A 19,070-nucleotide genomic window follows, 5' to 3' on the forward strand; every position below is an offset into this window, starting at 1 on the left:
AATTATCTTTTAATGCCTGAGAAAAACAAGGGATGCAGGTATAACACATTCAGTGTACCATTGGTGGTTTGAACGCCGGTTGTCTGGCAAATAACGCGGTAACCGGTTTCATCAGGAATGTCTGATGCAACGAATGGCGGTTGCAGCGGCTGCCACAACATGGTATAGTACAGCAGCTGCGGCTGACCGGATACATTGTTGTTGTAACCCTGGTTTACATCTTTGGTATACTCATAAGAAAGCACTACGTTGTTGCCTGCAGCTGTTTGAAAAATGTCGCCGTCGTTGGTAAGGTCGCCGTACGCGATTGTTTTGTTAAACAGGTACAGTTTCATAGAATCTTTCACGGTTTGCAGGCCATTGCTCAATAAACTGTCAAGCGTGTATTTGTACGTGAGCCCTTGTTTTGACTGGCCCACCAGGGTTTGGTTTTGCAGGTATAAAAGCACTGCACCATCCGTAGGTGCAAAAAAGGTGGTACCCGGCTGGTTAACGGCATCTTTTAAACCGGCTTTGTCGATAAGCAGCAGCACTGTGTCGAACAGCTGGAACGAGTTGGCTGCCAGGTAATCATAGGTGGTCATGTTTACTTTGGTAACCGAGGGCACGCCACCGGTAATGTAGCTGTCTTTTTTGCAGGAGCTGAAACATACCAGTGCTACAGCCAGTGCAGTGATATAGTGATGAAAATAGTTGCGCATACAATTCGTTTAAATCAGTTATGAGATGCCCAGTAGGGGTTTTGTGTTAACAGCGGGTCGTTCTGGAATAATTTGCCCATATCCAGCGGCCAGTAATAACCTTTCTGGGTAACGCGGTCTGCCGGGTAGCCGAGGTAACCTTCCAGGGCATGTACTACCGGTTCGGTACGTATCATATCATAAAACCAGCTGCCTTCGCCAATCAGTTCGCGGCCACGTTCATCCATGATCTCATTTACGAGGGATGCCTGGTCAAGGTCGCCGCTGTAATCTTCGATACCTGCACGCCGGCGTACCAGGTTCAGTGCATCTACCGCATCCTGTGTTTTGCCGGTCATGGCCAATGCTTCCGCATCGAGCAGGTATATATCGGCCAGCCTGAAAAGCACCAGGTTATTGTTCACATAGGCATTGGTGCTGTTGGATGGATTCTGGTATTTGAAATTGGCGTACTTCAGCAGTTTAAAACCGGCAGGGTCACCGCCGCTTGCAGGGGTATATTGCAGCATATTATTGAAGCGCATATCGTTATCGTACCAGTAAATACCCCTGATCATGCTGGTATCTCCGAGCCAGCAGGTTGATTTAAGATCATCCACCTGTTCATCTTTCAAAAAAATGCTGAAGAAATTAAACTGCGCTTCAGACCAGTCATTGTAATCATTGTAGCCATCGGCTGAGTTCAGGAAGTTGTTATCATTCTGATTGAACTGCATGGGTATTTCAAATATGCTTTCTGCCGATGACTTACCCTGCCATATGTTGGCATAGGTTGCAGCAGATTCCATTGCATAACCGCCACTGTTAATTACCTGCTGGCAGGCTTTGTGGGCATCATCGTATTTGTGCTGCCAGGCATAAATATGTGCCATCAATGCGTATGCTGCCCCTTTGCTTGCGCGCGTGGTTTTAGATGGATCGCCACCGGTAAAGGATAGATAGCCTGCGGCCTTGTTTAAGTCGAGTATGCAGGTATCCAGCACAGCTGTTTCAGCGGTACGGGCAACCGGTGGAATGTTGCCGTAGTCTGCGTTGTCGTATGTTTTGGTAATGTATACCGGATCGCCCCAGATGCGGATCATGGTAAAATAGGTAAGTGCCCGCACATATAATGCTTCACCAATGTAACTGTTCTTTTTGTTGTTGTCACCAAACAGGCCAACGGGCATGGCTGCTACTTTGTCGAGCACTGTGTTGCATTGGCTGATGACTTTGTAATAGCGTGTCCAGTCTGTGCATTCACCCAGGTAGTTGGTGGTGGCTACCGGGAATTTTTCACCGCCGTCTTTTGTCAGTGATACCAGGTTCCAGTCTGTTGCATTAAACAGGCCCGAGGTCATTTCACTGTTAATGAAAAAGGCTTTGTTCGCACGTATTGCAGCGCGGAATGCGCCGTACATGGCTACTGTACCCTGCTCGGCCGAGGTTTTGGAAGTCCAGAACTCCTGGTCGTAGGTGGAATTGATGGGTCCCTGGTTCAGGTCTTTTTTGCACGACTGGCTAATCACCAGCAGCACCAGTAAGTATAGAAAGGAAGAATTGCGTTTCATGGAATGATTTTTAAGCTCACTAAAATTGAACATCAATACCGAGTGTTACCTTATGCGGAACAGGGAACATGCCGCCGGTATACACACCCAGTGCGTTTACAGCTTCGGGGTCGGGTACATGTGCTTTGGTGAATGTGTGTATGTTGTCGATTACACCATATATTCTTGCGCCTTTCAGTTTTAAGCGTGAGATAATATTGTCCGGCATTTTATAACCCAGGATGATGCTTTTGATTTTAAAATAACTGCCGTCTTCGTTGAACATATTGGTAAAGGCACTGAACTGGTAGTAGTTGGGGCCATAGGGGTCAAGCGAAGGGAAGTCTGCTTTGTAGTTGCTGTTCTTCGCCGATTCAGACGGGCGCCAGTAATTGAGGCCATCGAGCGAAGGCAGGCGTTTGCTGGCCAGGGCATTGATGATATTGCTGTAGGGAGAAGCATAGTTCCATACCTGTGAAAACTGCTGTTGCTGGAAGGTATTCACGATGGTGCGTTTCCAGGCGAAGGTGCTGATAATACTCAGCGAGAAGTTTTTGTAGCTGAAGTCGTTTACCAAACCTCCGGTGAATTTTGGGTTGGGGTTACCTGTAGCCACCCTGTCGCCAAACTGGTCGCCTTTCTGGCTTTCATCACTCCATACATCGTAGTCGTGGTTCACATCGGCCCATTTGGGGTAACCGGCCTGTACTGCATAGTTGCCTTTAAAGTAGGTAAGCTTTTTACCGGTAATGGGGTTTACGGGTACTTCTGCATCGGTATTGTAAACACCCTGGTATTTCAGCTGAAACATTTCATAAATAGGCTGGCCAACGCTGTACATGCGGCCAATGCCATAGTAGTCGTCAATTACAAAGGTGCGGTTGTTGTTGGGCAGTTTGGCGATCACGTTTTTGTTGAATGCCAGGTTCAGCTGTGTATTCCACTGTAATTTGCTTTTGGGCGACAGGTTGTGTGTGATCAATGTTACTTCTACACCACGGTTGCTGATCCACATGTTATTGGCATTGGCCGTAATGTTGTCGTACCCTACATAAAAGGGCAGGTTAAAAGTGAAGTAATCATTTTTGGTAACCTTGTCGTAAATATCCGTTACCAGTGAAACCCTGTTGTTGAACAGCTGCGTTTCAAGCGCCACACTTTTTTGAACGGTAGTGGCCCAGGTAAGATTGTCTTTGGTTAAGCCATTGGTATAACTGGGTGAAATGGCGGTATTGCCATCGTACGTGCCGTTGATTACATAAGCGTTGAAGGGCGCATAATAGTCGTTTGACTGCGATCCTGATTTACCGATGCTGCCGCGTACTTTCAGCATGTTCAGCCAGTTGCGTGTGCCCTTCATAAAACCTTCGTCGCTGATAATCCAGGCTGCACCTGCTGAAGGGAAGGAACCCCATTTGGAAGCAGCGCCAAAACGTGAAGAGGCATCGGCCCTGTCTGCCAGGTATACAATGTATTTCTGATCAAAATCGTACTGCGCCTGCCCCATAAAAGAGAGCAGTGCAGACTGCTGGTAGTCTGAACTGGCAGCCAGGTACTGTTGTGGTGCGCCGGTTACGGTTTGGATATCGTTAGAGGGCAGGTTATATGCTGATGCAATGGTATACTTGGAAATGTCTTTATTGTATTGCTGCGAACCTGTTATGGTTAAGTGATGTTTGTTAAACGATTTTGCGTAGTTCAATGTATTGGACAGAAAATAATTGCTGTAAGTACGTGCGCCTGATTCAGCATACGATGGTTGTGCATCTGCATCATCCTGGCCGGCCTTAATGGCATCTATATTGGAAGGCATAAAGTAATCCCTGTTGTTGGTAGTAACACTCGCTGTGCCCATGGTGGTAAAGCGCAGGCCGGGCAAAATGTCGTAATTCAACGTAAGTGAAGCTGAGTACCATCCATCTGTATTCTGGTTGCGCACTTTGCTGTACATGCCCTGGTAGCTGAGTGAATCAAAACTATTGAGCTGGTAAAAAGAAGCCGGTATGCCTGAGCCGGTTAAGGGGAGGTTATCATCTGATGTTCTCAGTTTACGGCCGCGCTGGCGGTCACTGCGTGAGAGCGCTACAATAAATTGCGAGGTGAATTTGGGAGAGATCCTGAAATCAAAATTGCCTCTTAGCGAATAGCGTTTAAGGCCAAATGCTTCGATCACGCCTTTCTCGTTGTAGTAGTTGGCGCTTAAGCGGTAGTTGACATTGTCTGTTGCAGCAGATATTGACATGTCTGCGTTTTGCACAGCGCCGTTGCGGTAAAACAGGCCCTGCCAGTCGGTAGCCGCATTTAACTGCGGGTTAAGGCTATCTGTAAGTATATGCGGCAATGCGTTGTACACGGCTGGTGTAGCATATTCTTTTATCAGCGCCAGTTTTTGTTTACGTTCTTCGGCGCCGGTAAGTGTAGGCAGCAGTTCGGGTTGTTTGGTAATACCGCCGTACACATTCACCCTGAATTCGGGTTTGTTGCTGCGGCCTTTTCGTGTGCGGATATAAATAACACCATTGGCACCTCTTGAGCCCCATGCTGCGGTGGCAGCAGCGTCTTTTTGCACATCAAGACTTTCAATATCGTTTACGTTGATGCCTGCGAGATAGTTGGTGCCGGTAATGTCTAAACCACCGCTTACATCTTCGGGGTTAACAGGCACGCCGTCTATTACATACAGTGGTCCGCTCAATGCGCGGGCCTGGTCAACATTGCCCACATTCTGGCTCACCCTGGTATTGCCGCGCACTACCACAGTGGGAGAAGCGCCGGGCTCACCGGAATTGATCTGCACATCCAAGCCCGCAACACGGCCCTGCAACAACTGGTCGACCGTGGGGGCAGGGAGGTTTTCGATTTGCTTTCCGCTGACAGAGGAGATGGCTGCAGTAGTGGTTTTCTTCGACTGGCGTTGTGTACCCACCACCACTTCCTGCAGGTTTTTATCATCGGCAGATAAAACCGTGTTAATGCTGGTGTGCCCGTTGAGTTTAACGCGCTTTGTAAAATAACCCACATAGCTGAATTCAAGCGATGTTTGTGTGCTGTTTACCATAAGCTCATACTCGCCTTTGTCGTTGGTAAAAACACCTTTTTTGCCGGATGCATCTTTAACCGATACACCAGACAATGGCGTGCCGTCGGCGGCGTGTACAATGCCTGTAACAGCAGTGGGGGAGGTTTGCCAGGCTTTTGACAAACAGGGGTACAGCAGTAACGTGAGCAACATGCCTGTACGGAACACTGGCATGAACGTTTTTTGCTGTACCATTCTTAAAATGGCCAACAGTTGATTTCCCATAAACAGTTAAAAAGTTTTACCTAAAATATAGGATATCAAGCCATGTTGCCACGTTGATAAAAATGCCGGAATGCCGCTGCATGTAACACAAACGTTTGCGCCCCATATATCAAACGTTTGCGCTTTTTTTATCATGCATGTGGGTAAACTATAATATGAATGTATATTCCGCCGCAGGAATTGCATGAGCGGCCGGAGACACAGTATTACCGGCTAAAATGTTTTTAGCTGTAAAATGCTGTATAATACAATTAAATTGTGTGCGCCTTACAGCTAAAAAATGATCAGTTATATGTTTAAAAAAGCGTCCCTGTTACTGGTGGCCCTTACCGCAGTATGCACTGCGTTTGCCTTTGATAAAAAGCCTGCACAGGAATGGTACCAGCTTACCATTTATCATTTCAGGAACAATACCCAGGAAAAGCTGCTGGATGATTACCTGCAGCAGGCCTACCTGCCTGCATTGCACAAAGCTGGTATTGCGAAAGCCGGTGTGTTTAAATGGATGGGTAACGATACTTCGGCAGACAAGCGGCTGTATGTATTGCTGCCTGTTGCTTCGTTTGATGCATTGCAGCAGTTGCAGCAGCGCATACAGGCCAATGCTGCTTACCAGGGAGCTGCCATCACCTATACGGATGCAGCATATAATGCGGCTGCCTATGAGCGTATGGAACAGGTAATATTGCAGGCGTTCCCGCTGGCGCCCACCTGTAATGTGCCGCAGCTGGATGCCAATAAAACAGCGCATGTGTATGAGCTGCGCAGTTATGAAAGCCCTTCGGAAAAGCTGTTTGCAAACAAGGTGAAGATGTTTAATGATGGTGATGAAATCAGCATCTTTAAACGACTTGGTTTTAATGCGGTGTTTTATGCATCTGTTATTGCGGGCAGCCATATGCCCAATTTAATGTACATGACCAGCTTTAACAGCATGGCTGAGCGTGATGAACACTGGAAGGCGTTCAATACCGATGCTGCGTGGAAAAATGTATCCGGTCAGCCGCAATACCAGCACAATGTATCAAAGGCGGAAATTACTTTCCTGCACCCTGTGGCATACTCTGACCTGTAACCTCGCTGTCGTAGTGCAGTTTAAAGCGCTGCAGATCGGGCGTGTACTGCCTGGGTCTGCTTAATTCATAGTTGTACAGGATTGTACCTGTTTCTTTAAAAAACGGGTAGCCGATGGTGTCGTAGTCGTATTTATCGTCGTTAATGATGCCATCGCTGTTTACATAAATGGTGGCTGTGAGCATAAACTCAACATGGTTCGCAAAGTCTGCGATATAGGCTACATCTGTTAAATAACCGTATGACCAGCCCGGCTTATTGAATACCCGCATGTTTGCGGGTATTTTGCTTTTACCCGCTTTAAACATAAAGAACTTGGTATAGCTGTCGAAGTATTCGCTGGTATCGTATTTCGGGTGCAACGTTTCTGAAGGGTATTGCGACATATACTGGTACAGGAAATCTTCATCATCTTTCGTAAGGTTAAAACGTTTGCTGCGTGGCACAGAGGCCGGGAACAGGGCAGATTGCAGCAGTTGCTGCAGGTCTTCGAGCGGCAGGTTGTTGTGGCGCGTGAAATCCATGGGTGTCATTACCAGGTTCTCATCTTTATCATAATGTCCCCTGCCTTCAAAAACAGGTTTGGTATAATCGAAGGTTAACGAACTGTATGCTGCGGGCTGTGTGTATACCAGCGTTCCGTTGTTCATAAAGCGGATGGGGTTGGTATGCCGGTTGCCTTCTTCTGTTGCGGGTGCAAAGCGGCGTACAATACGTATGTCGGGGTAACCTTTTTGCCAGAGTGACTGGTTAAGGGTTTGTTGCCCGTCAAACTCGTACAGGCGGTTGTAGGCATCGTTGTCGCTGGTGAGAAATATTTTTTTTACATAGTGCGCTACAGATGGTAAGCCATTGGCAGCACTGGTATCGCTGCGTACCATTGTTTGTCCTTCGTAGGCACTGTCTGTAAGCATGGTGGTATACTTGTCAATACCCTTATTGCGCAGGCTGTTTATTTTTTCGAGTGCGCACAATGCGGTGGGCAGTTTTACGGTAGAGGCCGGGTTAAAGTAGGCTTCCTTGTTTACATGCAGGAAGTAATTGGTGAAATGCGGCACGTTGTGCTGGTCGCGGTCTATTTTGGTATAGATGAGCTGGTAATGAAAGGTATCGGGCTGTTCCAGTATCTGGTGCAGCAGGGGAGAGCCTTTTTCTGCAAGCAGTGAACGCAGCCAGGCGCTGTTTTTCTCCTGCGCCTGTACGGTTAAACATGCAAAGACGAGTACAGCGATGCCGGTAAATTTTCTCATGATCGTGAATTGGCAACGGAAATATAGGCAAGTCGCGGCAAAGGTTAAAAAGTTTAATCGTTTGAGGTTTAAAGTTCCTGACTGCTTGCTCCTTGTATAAATTAAAAGCGCAGATGTTTGGTCCGCGCTTTTTTGTATTGGCAAATAACGGCAGCAGGTATGCTGGTGTTATATTTCCTTGCTTTTGTCTTTCTCTGCAAAAATGTCTTCAATGGCGTGCATAAGGTTAGAGACAGGTCCTTCCATTTTATTGGTTCTGTCTTCAATAGAGGTGTCGTTTACGGCATCGCCCATGTTCAGATCGGGCGGCAGGTACACAAGTATGTTGTGTCGCTGACCGGCGAGCCAGTTGCGTATTTTTTCCGGTGTTATATCAGGGCCTGTTTCCTGCTGCATGGTGCTGATGGCGGTTTGTGCCACCTGCGTCATGCTGGCTTCTGTTTGTTCATAACCCTGGTTGCCATAATGGGCTACCTTTTCAATCACTTCTTCTTCCTTATCGCGGAATAACAGCTGCAGCAAATCTGCCGGCAATGTCTGTGTAAGGGCACGCGAACCATCTTCGGTAGTACCGAATTTATACAGGCCTACCAGTGTGGCAATGGTAGCTGCCTGGTCAAAGTGATCGGTAGTGGCACTTTGCACCAGTTCGCTTTTATTCTGCTGGTTATTGGGATCAATTTTATCAAATGAGCTATAACCAAGCTTTTCCTGCAAGGTTTTAATGATGTTTGACATAGTATCAGCGTTTAATGGTTAGCTGTGCGGCGAAATGCCTGCTGTTACGCGTTTTCGCCGTTCAGGCTGTAATTGTTGTTTTCTTCGTCTTCTTCCCCGATGTCTTCATCTTCATCATCCTCTTCTGACCCGGGTACATCCAGGTCTTCTCCCGAAACGGAAGAGTTGAGGCCTGCCTCGTTTAATGGCTCACCTTCAAAATCTGTGCTGTCAAGGGCTGCGTTGCGAATCCCTGTTTCATCTTCATAGGCAGGGTCGCTGTTGGCGCTGCGGTCGAGCAGGTCACGTTCCTCTTCGGTTACATCACTGTCATCGTTCAAAATGTCGTCGTCGTCTGTGTCATCAAATAATTCATCCCCTTCTTCATCGGCTGAAGAGAAGGTGGTATCTGCCAGTTCTCCCAGCGGTGCAGGCTCAACATTTTCCTGGCCGGGTATATCATCCATTTCGGGAAGGTCTACGTTGGCGCTTTCCTTCTCCATTTCCTTCAGATCACGCGGTGTGTCTGTTAAGTCTTTTGATACATTGCTGCTTTTTGCCATAACACTTTTATTTATTGTTAAAAGGAAAACGGGTTGTTGACATAAAGCGGGTGCATATTCTACACCCGCTTTATGATGGGCAAAACACGCATCATTTTTCTGCGTCCTTGTCCGGATTGTTATTGTTCGTATGGGGGTGTTTTTTGCCTGATTTGGCGGCCAGTTGTGTTTGAATATCTGCATCATAGGGTGCGGATACTGCATGTTTGCTGTCTGCTACGCCTGGTCCGGTCATGGCGCCGCCTTTGGCGGCATTGTCTCTTTGCTGATCGTTGTTTTCCGCTGCAAAGCCCTGTTTATCTGTGTTTTCGTTAGGCATACGCGATTGTTTTAAATAGGTGAACAATACTATTATCGCTTTAATTTCTGTGCCAGAAACTTTTACAACGGGCAGGTGCGAATGGCCTATGATTTGAAAGAGTACCTGCATTATTGATTAACCAATAAAAAATACCATGTATGAAACGATTGATTCTTTGCACTGTAGTCCTTGCCGCGATGTATGCCCTGCAGAGTTGTGGAAATAACAATACCGCTAAAACAGACAGTACAGACAGTGCCAAAACCATGAATGAAGCAAAAGGCACGGCTGACAAAGACGTGTCTGATTTTACCGCGAAAGCCGCCAGCGGCGGTTTAATGGAAGTACAATTGGGGCAGTATGCCGCGCAGAATGCCGTGAGCCCACGTGTTAAAGCATTTGGTAATATGATGGTGCAGGACCATACCAAGGCGAATGATGAACTGAAATCCCTTGCGGCAGCACAAAATATTACCCTGCCGGGCGACCTCTCAGACGAGCAGAAGAAACACGTGAACGAGCTGATGCAGAAAAAAGGAAAAGACTTTGATAAAGCTTATATGGATATGATGGTAGATGACCACAAAGAAGATATTGCCGAATTTCAGAAGGCAGGTGACAATTTGAAAGATACTACGATCAAATCATTTGCACAACGTACACTACCTGTGCTGAATGTGCACCTTGATTCGGCCAATGCCATTCATAGCGCGATGAAATAGCATTGTTGGATGGTTGGATGGTTTAATAGGTTCACTAGTTCAAACGTTCAATTTACCGGAGCGGAGGGCTTGATGGTGCGATTTTATCGAAGCGGGTTGATGTTAGGAAGAAGCGCGGCGGGGACAGCGGCTTCGGCAGTGATAAAAATAAAAAAGAGCGCCTGGCGCTCTTTTTTATTTTTTATGCAGGAACAATGAAACAATTGAACAATGAAAACCATTGCCCTAGTTTTCCATGTATGATTCGATGGGTTCGCAGGTGCAAATCAGGTTGCGGTCGCCGTAGGTGTTGTTGATACGGGATACGGATGGCCAGAATTTGCTCTGTGTAACATAGTACAGCGGGAAGGCTGCTTCCTTGCGGGTGTAAGCATGTGCCCATTCATCGGCGCAGATAACAGCCTGGGTATGTGGTGCATTTTTCAGCGGGTTATCTGTTTTGTGTGCTTTGCCTTCTTCAATGGCTTTTATTTCTTCGTAAATGCTGATCATCGCATCGCAGAAGCGGTCCAGCTCAGCCTTGTCCTCACTTTCTGTAGGCTCTACCATGATAGTGCCTGGTACCGGGAAGCTGAGGGTAGGTGCGTGGAAACCATAGTCCATGAGGCGTTTGGCCACATCTTCTGCTTCCACACCGCTGGTTGCTTTAAACGGACGCAGGTCGATGATGAACTCATGCGCGCAGGTGCCGTTGTTGCCGGTGTACAGTATTTTATAATATTTTTCAAGACGCGCTTTCATGTAGTTGGCGTTGAGAATGGCATATTCTGTTGCCATTTTAACACCATCTGCACCCAGCATTTTAATGTAAGCATAGCTGATGAGCAGGATAGAAGCAGAGCCGAATTGTGCTGCAGAAACAGCGCCGTTGGGTTTGCTGCCGTCGCTCCATACCTGGTGACCGGGCAGGTGTGGCGCCAGGTGTGCTTTTACACAAATGGGGCCCATGCCGGGACCGCCGCCGCCGTGCGGGATAGCGAAGGTTTTGTGCAGGTTCAGGTGACATACGTCTGCACCAATGGTAGCAGGTGAAGTAAGGCCAACCTGTGCATTCATGTTCGCGCCATCCATGTACACCTGTCCGCCATACTGGTGGATGGTTTCACAGATTTCGCGGATGCTTTCTTCAAACACACCGTGCGTGCTGGGGTAAGTTACCATCAGGCCGCCGAGCGTGTCTTTGTATTGTTCAGCTTTTGCTTTTAAATCGGCAACATCAATATGTCCGTCTTCATCACTTTTCACCACCACTACCTTCATGCCTGCCATTACTGCCGAAGCAGGGTTGGTACCGTGTGCAGAAATAGGGATTAACACCACATTGCGGTGTGCGTTGTTATTGGCATGGTGGTAAGCCATGATGGTTAACAAGCCGGCATATTCGCCCTGTGCACCGCTGTTGGGCTGCAGGCTGCAGGCATCAAAACCGGTGATCACAGACAGGTACCGGCCCAGCTCGTCGGTGATTTGCTGGTAACCTTTGGCCTGTGCCACAGGTACAAAAGGATGCAGCTGTGAAAATGCAGGCCAGCTTACCGGGATCATTTCCGTAGCGGCATTCAGTTTCATGGTGCAGCTGCCAAGGCTGATCATGCTGGTATTTAAAGACAGGTCTTTGTTCTCGAGCTGTTTCATGTAACGCATCATCTGGCTTTCGCTGTGGTGCGTGTTGAATACAGGGTGCGTGAGATAATCAGAACTGCGTTTTGCAAAAGCAGGGATGGCTGTGAGCGTGTACTCATCGGCATCGAATCCGATGGTGGCTTCATTGAGGCCATTGAGTTCGGCAAACAGGTAAACGATGTCCAGCACATCTTTCTGCGTGGTGGTTTCGTCGAGTGAAATGCCGATGTGTTTGTTATCGAAGTAATGGAAATTGATCTGGTGTTTGTCGCTGATGGCTTTCACCTTGTCTGCATCAACCGCTACTTTAATGGTATCGAAATAATGTGCATGTACGGTTGGGTAACCCAGTTCTGCCAGTGATTCAGACAGTGTTTGCGTAAGCAGGGCAACACGTTCAGCCATCTGTTTTAAACCTGCGGGACCATGGTACACGGCATACATGGCAGCCATATTGGCCAGCAGTGCCTGTGCGGTACAGATATTGGAAGTTGCTTTTTCGCGTTTGATGTGCTGTTCACGTGTTTGCAGGGCCATGCGCAGGGCACGGTTGTTCTGTGCGTCAATGCTCACGCCGATCAAACGGCCGGGCATATTGCGTTTGAATTCTTCTTTGGTGGCAAAGAATGCTGCATGCGGGCCGCCATAACCCAACGGAACACCAAAACGCTGCGCGCTGCCTACGGCAACGTCTGCGCCCAGTTCGCCGGGTGTGGTAAGCAGGGTTAAAGCCAGCAGGTCGGTTGCCATGGTAACAAAGCCGCCTACATGGTGTACGTTGGCGATAAAGCCGCGGTAATCTTCAATAGAACCTTCGCTGTTGGGGTATTGTATAAAGGCACCGAAATACGTATCGTCGAGCAGTGCCTTGCGGAAATCGCCGAATACCAGTTCAATGCCGATAGGAGTGGCCCTTGTAACCAGTACATCGCGTGTTTGGGCAAAAACGCTGTTGTCTACAAAGAATTTTGGTTTGGTAATATTGTCTGTTTTGTTCACCTGGTGAAAAAACATGGCCATGGCTTCGGCTGCTGAAGTGGCTTCGTCTAACAGGGAGGCGTTGGAGATTTCCATGCCTGTTAAGTCGCTCACCATGGTTTGAAAGTTCAGCAGGCTTTCGAGGCGGCCCTGTGAAATTTCGGCCTGGTAAGGGGTGTACTGTGTGTACCATCCCGGGTTTTCGAACACATTGCGCAGGATAACACTTGGCGTAATGGTATTGTAGTAACCCTGGCCAATGTAAGTTTTGAATAACTGGTTTTTAGCGGCAACCTGCTGCAGTTCGGCCAGGTATTCCTGCTCGCTGATGGCAGCCGGCAGGTTTAACGGTGCCTGCAGGCGGATGGCGGCAGGTACGGTTTTATTGATCAGTTCATCTAAACTGCCCACACCGATGGTTTGCAGCATGGCCTTTGTATCGGCAGCATTAACACCGATATGCCTTCTCTGGAACTCGCTGGATTGTGCTTCAAATAGATTCATGACTATTGTTGACCACTTTTTTTGAAAAGAATGCGCAAAGTTACGATGTAGAAGGTTCAAAAAAGCAATTTCTTGTGAATGGGGAAAGGTTGTGCAATCGCTTGTGTTGTTGAAGAAAGACGAGCAAACCCGCAAAGGCATAAATACGTTGTTTCACCAGGTAACAATTGTGCGGTTAATCGTGCATAAAAGCGGCAGGCCCACCCGTAGCGATTTACCGGGAATGAATCAGTTTATTGATTATTAATCAATTAGCGCACATGATTCGATCATGATTCGATCATCATTCGCTCATGGTTAGCCCGTGAGTAGGTGAAGTATAGGTGAGCAGTTGGCGAAGCGGCTGCGTAACCAACGGTATCGACTGTTGCAAAGGCATTTGATGATGCGCGCTGTGGTGTTTAATTATTTCATAATCAATTATATACGATTGTAATAGCACCCTGTAAACAACGTTACACAATTTGGTTTTAAGTACAATACTTTGTACATTAGTGGAATGAAAGCGAGAATAAGCAATAAAGGCCGTGCGCTCCTCAAAACTCCTGGGGCAGTATACGCTATGCTCGATGCCATCAACGACAAGCAAGATGCCTTTCTTCATGGCGAGGTTATCTCTTTTTTAGTACCTGCCACATCTGCCCAAGGTGCAGCAGCTAAGCCCAAAACCATGATGGTTCGCTTGTCTTCCGCTGTTGATAATCAAAAATAATCTTTGTACGCTAACCTATTATTAACTGCCGCATGAACATTGCGCTTGGGGCGTTTATTCTTACCCTGCTTTTCCTGCCTGCTATCTCTTTCCGCATGTCTGTAAACCGGGAAGAAAACCTCAAAGAGCTATTGGGCACTTTGTCTTTTACAGATTCTATCTGGGTTTTTAGCCTGATACCCATTTTTATACATGTATTATTATTGCTTACGCTGTTTATCTTCGGCCTATACGTAAAGTTTGACCTTATTCTTAATATACTTTACTCCAATAAGGATTTTCCTATTGATAACCGGGTGTTTGGGCATGATGTGCTGTCGTTTCTGGCTTACTGCTTTGTTGCTATACTTACCGGCTACCTGCTGGGGTTGCTGGTTAACCGTCTGGAACTGCGTTACGGGTGGATTACCCGTTTACTGGGCCTCGGCAACGAGTGGTACGAGGTGTTTGAAGGCATTGTATTTAATGAAAATGGTGAACGGCAAAAAACAGCATCGATAGATGTTACCTATGTAAGCGTACTGTCAAATACCAAAGAATCTACGGTAATATACTCCGGCATATTGGTGAATTACTACTACAAACCACGTTCTACCGAGCTGGATTACCTGGTATTACAGCAGGCTACACGCCGCGACCTGCGCAAGGAGCATGTAAACCAGGGAGCACGCAGCAGGGATTATTACTCCGCAAAAACCGGTCAGCCGGTGCCTATACCGGGCGAGTATTTTATTGTGCCCATGAGCCAGGTACTGAACATCAATGTATCGTACCTGAGTATTGTAAACGGTAATGGCGTTAAGCCGGCTGTGTAAAAACAACAACGGCCTGTACGTTACAGGCCGTTTGTTTATACAATATTTTCCTTTTTCCCCTTCAATATTCGTTATCCCCTGTTCTCCAAAGGAGTCCTTCGGACCCTGTTCGTTATTCCTCAGGATTGCCTGCTTACCATAGCCCCAACCGGCACCTGGCCTTCTTCGGCGGCGCGCATTTCTTCGCTGGTCATACGGCTGCCGTCGTGGCTCCAGCCGGGAGGGCCCAGCACATAGCCTATTTTCTCCTGGATGGTGAGGTCTTCGCGGGAAACGTCCTGCACCATCTGTTTCCATTCGTGGAAAACAAGGTTGCCGGGATTGGTATCAACCAGGTCGGTGGTAAGGCCGTATTTAATGGGCTGGTATTCTTCGGCGGGCAGTTCGGCCTGGAAGGTGCCAAATATTTTGTCCCAGATAATCAGGAACATACCCATATTCTTGTCGAGGTATTTGGGATTGCTGGCATGGTGTACGCGGTGGTGCGATGGGGTAACCAGGATATATTCGAGCCAGCCCAGTTTGTTTACCAGTTCCGTATGTACCAGTGTTCCCCATATTTGCGTGGCAGAGTACATGAATACAATATCGAGGGGTTGAAAACCCAGCCATGCCAGGGGAATAAAGTAAATGAAGCGGTACAGCGGCTCAAATACCGATGAGCGGAAGCCGATGGTAAAATTGAAATAGCGTGAACTGTGGTGGGTAACGTGCACGGCCCAGAAAAGACGTACTTCATGGTCGAACCGGTGCAGCCAGTAATACATAAAATCTTCTGCTACCAGCAGCATAATCCAGTAGGCAACCACGTGCTGCCAGGTCATTAAAGCATGTTGGAAAAAATAACCGAGTATGCCAACATATGCCGCCCTGAAAATAATGTCCAGTCCGGCATTCAGCAGGGTGAGGTATACATTGTGCACAGTGTCTTTCACCGTGTAAGCCTTACGGTGCTGCATGTGTGTAAGCACTAACTCTAGACCAATAATGATGATGTATACCGGCATCGAAATCAGAATCAGCCATTGTTCTCTTAATCCTTCCATGTTAATGGGTTACCTTTGGGTTATTACTGCAAAGTAACGGAATGCAAGGTAATGTTCATTAAAAGGATTTTTTAACGTTTTGTATACATGGGTGAAGTAAAACTGGATAACTGGCAAAAAAAGTCAGCCGAGCATCAGAAAAAGTACAAACAATTATTGCAGCGGGCAGATAAAAACAAAGTGTTAAAACAGCTGCCCGACCTGCACGAAGAGGCATTCACGCACGTGAACTGCCTGGATTGCGCTGCCTGTTGTAAAAACTATTCCCCCCGTTTTAAAACCCCTGATATCAAACGCATTAGCAAACACCTGGGCATGCGTGAAAGCGTTTTTATCGATACCTATCTGCGGCTCGATTCAGATGGCGATTACGTGGTAAAACAATCTCCCTGCCCGTTTCTGGGGGCCGATAATTACTGCGGCATATACGAGGTGCGCCCGTCTGACTGTGAACGCTTTCCCTATACAGATGAAGATGTTTTGCTGAAAAGGCCACAGATCACGCTGAAAAATTCAACATTTTGTCCGATTGTGTATTATGTGTTAGAGAAATTGATTGACGGGTAAATTGTATAATTGCTTGATGGTTTCATTGTTTAAGGGTTTGAAGTTGAATGTTTAAAGTTGGCTGAGTTGATATTTTTTTCATTAAAACCTGTAACCCTGTATGGCGCATTTACCGCATTTGATTGAAGACCTGGCTTTAATTCTCGTTGCCGCAGGACTGGTGACTTTGTTGTTTAAATGGCTGAAACAGCCGCTGGTACTGGGGTATATAGTGGCCGGCCTGCTGGTGGGTTCACATATCTCCTTTGTACCCACTGTTTCCGATGTAGCCAATATTAATACACTGGCCGAAATAGGGGTAATCTTCCTGTTGTTTAGCCTGGGACTTGAATTTAGTTTTAAAAAGCTGGTGCGCGTAGGCGGCACTGCAGGTGTTACCGCGATCGTGGAAATTGCGGGCATGCTGCTGCTGGGTTATGGTGCAGGGCGTTTAATGGGATGGTCGGGTATGGACAGTATTTTTCTCGGCGGTATTTTGTCTGTATCCAGCACCACCATTATCATCCGGGCATTTGAAGAGCTGGGGGTAAAAAGCCAGCAGTTTGCCGGGCTGGTATTCGGGGTGCTGATTGTAGAAGACCTGGTGGCTATATTGATACTCGTGTTATTGTCTACACTGGCCGTGAGCCGCGATTTTGCAGGTGGTGACTTACTGGTTACGGTGCTGAAACTGTTATTCTTCCTGGTATTGTGGTTTGTGTCGGGGATATTCCTGCTGCCCAGTTTTCTGCGTTTTACACGCAAGCTGATGAGTGAGGAAACCCTGCTTATTGTGGCCCTTGCGCTTTGCCTGGGTATGGTGGTGCTGGCAACACATGCCGGCTTTTCGCCTGCACTGGGTGCGTTTGTGATGGGCTCTATTCTTGCAGAAACAACACTTGCCGAACGCATTGAACACCTGGTTAAACCTGTGAAAGATTTGTTTGCTGCCGTGTTCTTTGTATCGGTGGGTATATTGATTGATCCCGGTGCCATTGCCGCCCACAAAGGGCCGGTGATTATTTTAACACTGCTTACCATTTTTGGCAAACTCATCAGCACCATGCTGGGCGCGCTGTTATCGGGCCAGCCGCTGAAACAATCCATACAGGCGGGTATGAGCCTTGCGCAGATTGGTGAGTTCTCTTTTATCATTGCTACGCTGGGCATTACACTGAAAGTAACCAGCAGTTTTCTGTATCCTATTGCAGTGGCTATTTCGGCCATCACTACATTTACCACGCCTTATTTTATCCGCTGGTCAGAGCCGGTGTACAACCGCATTAACAGCTGGCTGCCTGCGCGTGTGCGCGACAGTTTAAATAAATACGCATCGGGCACGCAGCAGATACGTGCAGAGAATAAATGGAAGGTAGTACTGAAAGCCTACAGTACCATTATCGTGATCAATGGCATAGTAGCCGTGGCCATTATACTGCTGGCACTGCGTTTCCTGGCGCCGCTGCTGCAACAGAAAATAGCACAGCCCTGGCTGGCCAATACCATTACGCTGGTGATTGCGCTGGTGGCCATGGTGCCTTTTTTATGGGGCATGGTAGCCAAACGGCCTGAATCATCTGCTTATGTTGATTTGTGGCTTGATAAAAAATACAACCGCGGTCCGCTCGTGATTATTGAAATAGTGCGCAATCTTATTGCCATTGCATTGCTGGGCGGTTTGGTTGACGGACTGTTTTCGAGCGGCATTGCGCTGCTGGTGGTAGTACCGGTAATGGCGGGTATGTTGTTTGTGTTTTACCGCCGCCTGCATCATTACTATCACCGTATTGAAAAACGTTTTCTGCGCAACCTGCATGCACGCGAAAGGGCGGCAGCCGCTGTTTCCAAACCCAATGAATCATTAACGCCATGGGATGCGCACTTAGCAGATTTTGAAATACATGCTGATGCGCCCTTTACCGGCAACACGCTGGAAAGCCTGGCCTGGCGTGAACAATACGGCATCAATATCGCCTTTATTAAAAGAGGGGAACGTATTATTTATGCCCCCAGCCGCTATGAAAAACTCTTTCCCTACGATGCAATTGGCGTAATAGGCACCGATGAGCAAATGCAGCGTTTCAGGAAAATTATAGACACTGTGCCTGCCGAGCAGCCCGCTGCAGATATTGAAAACATTGTACTGCAAACCATCGTGGTGGATGAAATCACACGCCTGAAGGGCAAAACCATCCGTGCTTCGGGTATCCGTGAAAAAACAAACGGTTTGGTGGTGGGTATTGAACGCAATGGCGAACACCTGCTGAATCCTGCGTCAGATACGGAGTTCCAGTGGAGTGATGTGATATGGATTGTGGGAGACAGGCGGTTGATTACAGCCTATAAAAAAGGCAGCAGTGTAGGAAAACAGTGAACAGTGAATAGTCAATAGTCAATGGATCTTAGCTGTACTTGCCTGAATAAGGTTGACTTTTTTTGTAGATAATAGACCTCGTTGTAAAGTAATGTTTTTTCTGATACAGCTGATTAAAGCGGTTCATTTGCAAAAGACATTGCTTTGCAACGAGGATTCTTTTTTATAGATTTTCCATTTGGGTCTTTGTGCTTTCTTCAGCCCTTTCAGCCAGCGTTCATAGTCTGCCGGAGAACGCCAGCCCAGGCTTTGATGGATTCTTTTTTCATTATAGTGCCTGATTGCTTTAGGCACAAGCCGTTGTAACTGCT

At 47.4% G+C, this 19,070-nt stretch carries 16 protein-coding genes; 6 read left to right on the top strand and 10 right to left on the bottom strand.

Annotated elements, in window-relative coordinates; translation table 11 throughout:
* Positions 1-2 precede the first annotated feature (2 nt).
* From DXN05_RS14315 to DXN05_RS14325, 3 genes are read right to left on the bottom strand one after another with little or no spacing between them, the layout of a single operon-like run.
* On the bottom strand, positions 3-701 hold the full coding sequence (locus DXN05_RS14315) for a fasciclin domain-containing protein (protein ID WP_116847942.1): 699 nt from the start codon (positions 699-701) through the stop codon (positions 3-5).
* 14 nt (positions 702-715) lie between these two features.
* Positions 716-2,251 (bottom strand): RagB/SusD family nutrient uptake outer membrane protein, encoded by a 1,536-nt coding sequence (locus tag DXN05_RS14320; protein ID WP_158559256.1) that lies wholly within the window; start codon positions 2,249-2,251, stop codon positions 716-718.
* Positions 2,252-2,270: 19 nt separating this feature from the next.
* Positions 2,271-5,483 (bottom strand): SusC/RagA family TonB-linked outer membrane protein, encoded by a 3,213-nt coding sequence (locus tag DXN05_RS14325; RefSeq protein ID WP_158559257.1) that lies wholly within the window; start codon positions 5,481-5,483, stop codon positions 2,271-2,273.
* A 343-nt stretch (positions 5,484-5,826) separates the two neighbouring features.
* Between DXN05_RS14325 and DXN05_RS14330 the strand changes: the two genes are divergently transcribed.
* Positions 5,827-6,609 (top strand): NIPSNAP family protein, encoded by a 783-nt coding sequence (locus DXN05_RS14330; protein WP_116847981.1) that lies wholly within the window; start codon positions 5,827-5,829, stop codon positions 6,607-6,609.
* Here DXN05_RS14330 and DXN05_RS14335 read toward each other — a convergent pair.
* From DXN05_RS14335 to DXN05_RS14350, 4 genes are all read right to left on the bottom strand, one after another.
* Positions 6,572-7,858 carry a serine hydrolase gene (locus DXN05_RS14335; RefSeq protein WP_116847945.1) on the bottom strand — a complete coding sequence of 429 codons (1,287 nt, stop codon included), beginning with the start codon at positions 7,856-7,858 and terminating at the stop codon, positions 6,572-6,574. The two genes, DXN05_RS14330 and DXN05_RS14335, sit on opposite strands and share 38 nt — an antisense overlap.
* A 168-nt stretch (positions 7,859-8,026) precedes the next feature.
* A complete protein-coding gene (locus DXN05_RS14340) occupies positions 8,027-8,596 on the bottom strand; it encodes a hypothetical protein (RefSeq protein ID WP_116847946.1) in 570 nt (189 codons plus the stop codon).
* A 44-nt stretch (positions 8,597-8,640) separates the two neighbouring features.
* Entirely contained in the window at positions 8,641-9,138 is a 498-nt protein-coding gene (locus tag DXN05_RS14345; protein WP_116847947.1) for a hypothetical protein, read from the bottom strand.
* 91 nt (positions 9,139-9,229) lie between these two features.
* Positions 9,230-9,457 (bottom strand): hypothetical protein, encoded by a 228-nt coding sequence (locus DXN05_RS14350; RefSeq protein WP_147313925.1) that lies wholly within the window; start codon positions 9,455-9,457, stop codon positions 9,230-9,232.
* Positions 9,458-9,597: 140 nt separating this feature from the next.
* Here DXN05_RS14350 and DXN05_RS14355 point away from each other — a divergent pair, with 140 nt between their 5' ends.
* Positions 9,598-10,161 carry a DUF4142 domain-containing protein gene (locus tag DXN05_RS14355; protein ID WP_116847949.1) on the top strand — a complete coding sequence of 188 codons (564 nt, stop codon included), beginning with the start codon at positions 9,598-9,600 and terminating at the stop codon, positions 10,159-10,161.
* A gap of 225 nt (positions 10,162-10,386) precedes the next feature.
* On the opposite strand, the gene gcvP is transcribed toward DXN05_RS14355, so the two are convergent.
* Positions 10,387-13,266 carry an aminomethyl-transferring glycine dehydrogenase gene (gcvP, locus tag DXN05_RS14365; protein WP_116847951.1) on the bottom strand — a complete coding sequence of 960 codons (2,880 nt, stop codon included), beginning with the start codon at positions 13,264-13,266 and terminating at the stop codon, positions 10,387-10,389.
* A 499-nt stretch (positions 13,267-13,765) separates the two neighbouring features.
* Between gcvP and DXN05_RS14370 the strand changes: the two genes are divergently transcribed.
* Positions 13,766-13,978: a hypothetical protein gene (locus tag DXN05_RS14370; RefSeq protein WP_116847952.1), complete on the top strand. Its 213-nt coding sequence runs from the start codon at positions 13,766-13,768 to the stop codon at positions 13,976-13,978.
* Between the two features lie 32 nt (positions 13,979-14,010).
* On the top strand, positions 14,011-14,793 hold the full coding sequence (locus tag DXN05_RS14375) for a hypothetical protein (RefSeq protein ID WP_116847953.1): 783 nt from the start codon (positions 14,011-14,013) through the stop codon (positions 14,791-14,793).
* Between the two features lie 119 nt (positions 14,794-14,912).
* On the opposite strand, the gene DXN05_RS14380 is transcribed toward DXN05_RS14375, so the two are convergent.
* Positions 14,913-15,839 (bottom strand): sterol desaturase family protein, encoded by a 927-nt coding sequence (locus tag DXN05_RS14380; RefSeq protein ID WP_116847954.1) that lies wholly within the window; start codon positions 15,837-15,839, stop codon positions 14,913-14,915.
* An 87-nt stretch (positions 15,840-15,926) separates the two neighbouring features.
* Here DXN05_RS14380 and DXN05_RS14385 point away from each other — a divergent pair, with 87 nt between their 5' ends.
* Both DXN05_RS14385 and DXN05_RS14390 read left to right on the top strand, forming a co-directional pair.
* Positions 15,927-16,406 carry a YkgJ family cysteine cluster protein gene (locus tag DXN05_RS14385; RefSeq protein WP_116847955.1) on the top strand — a complete coding sequence of 160 codons (480 nt, stop codon included), beginning with the start codon at positions 15,927-15,929 and terminating at the stop codon, positions 16,404-16,406.
* A 100-nt stretch (positions 16,407-16,506) separates the two neighbouring features.
* Positions 16,507-18,759: a cation:proton antiporter domain-containing protein gene (locus tag DXN05_RS14390; protein ID WP_116847956.1), complete on the top strand. Its 2,253-nt coding sequence runs from the start codon at positions 16,507-16,509 to the stop codon at positions 18,757-18,759.
* Between the two features lie 123 nt (positions 18,760-18,882).
* Here DXN05_RS14390 and DXN05_RS24945 read toward each other — a convergent pair.
* Positions 18,883-19,070, bottom strand: a 188-nt coding sequence (locus tag DXN05_RS24945) for a hypothetical protein (RefSeq protein ID WP_211330052.1), incomplete at its 5' end; no start/stop codon positions are given.

It is taken from the genome of Deminuibacter soli, from assembly GCF_003412455.1.
GTDB lineage: Bacteria > Bacteroidota > Bacteroidia > Chitinophagales > Chitinophagaceae > Deminuibacter > Deminuibacter soli.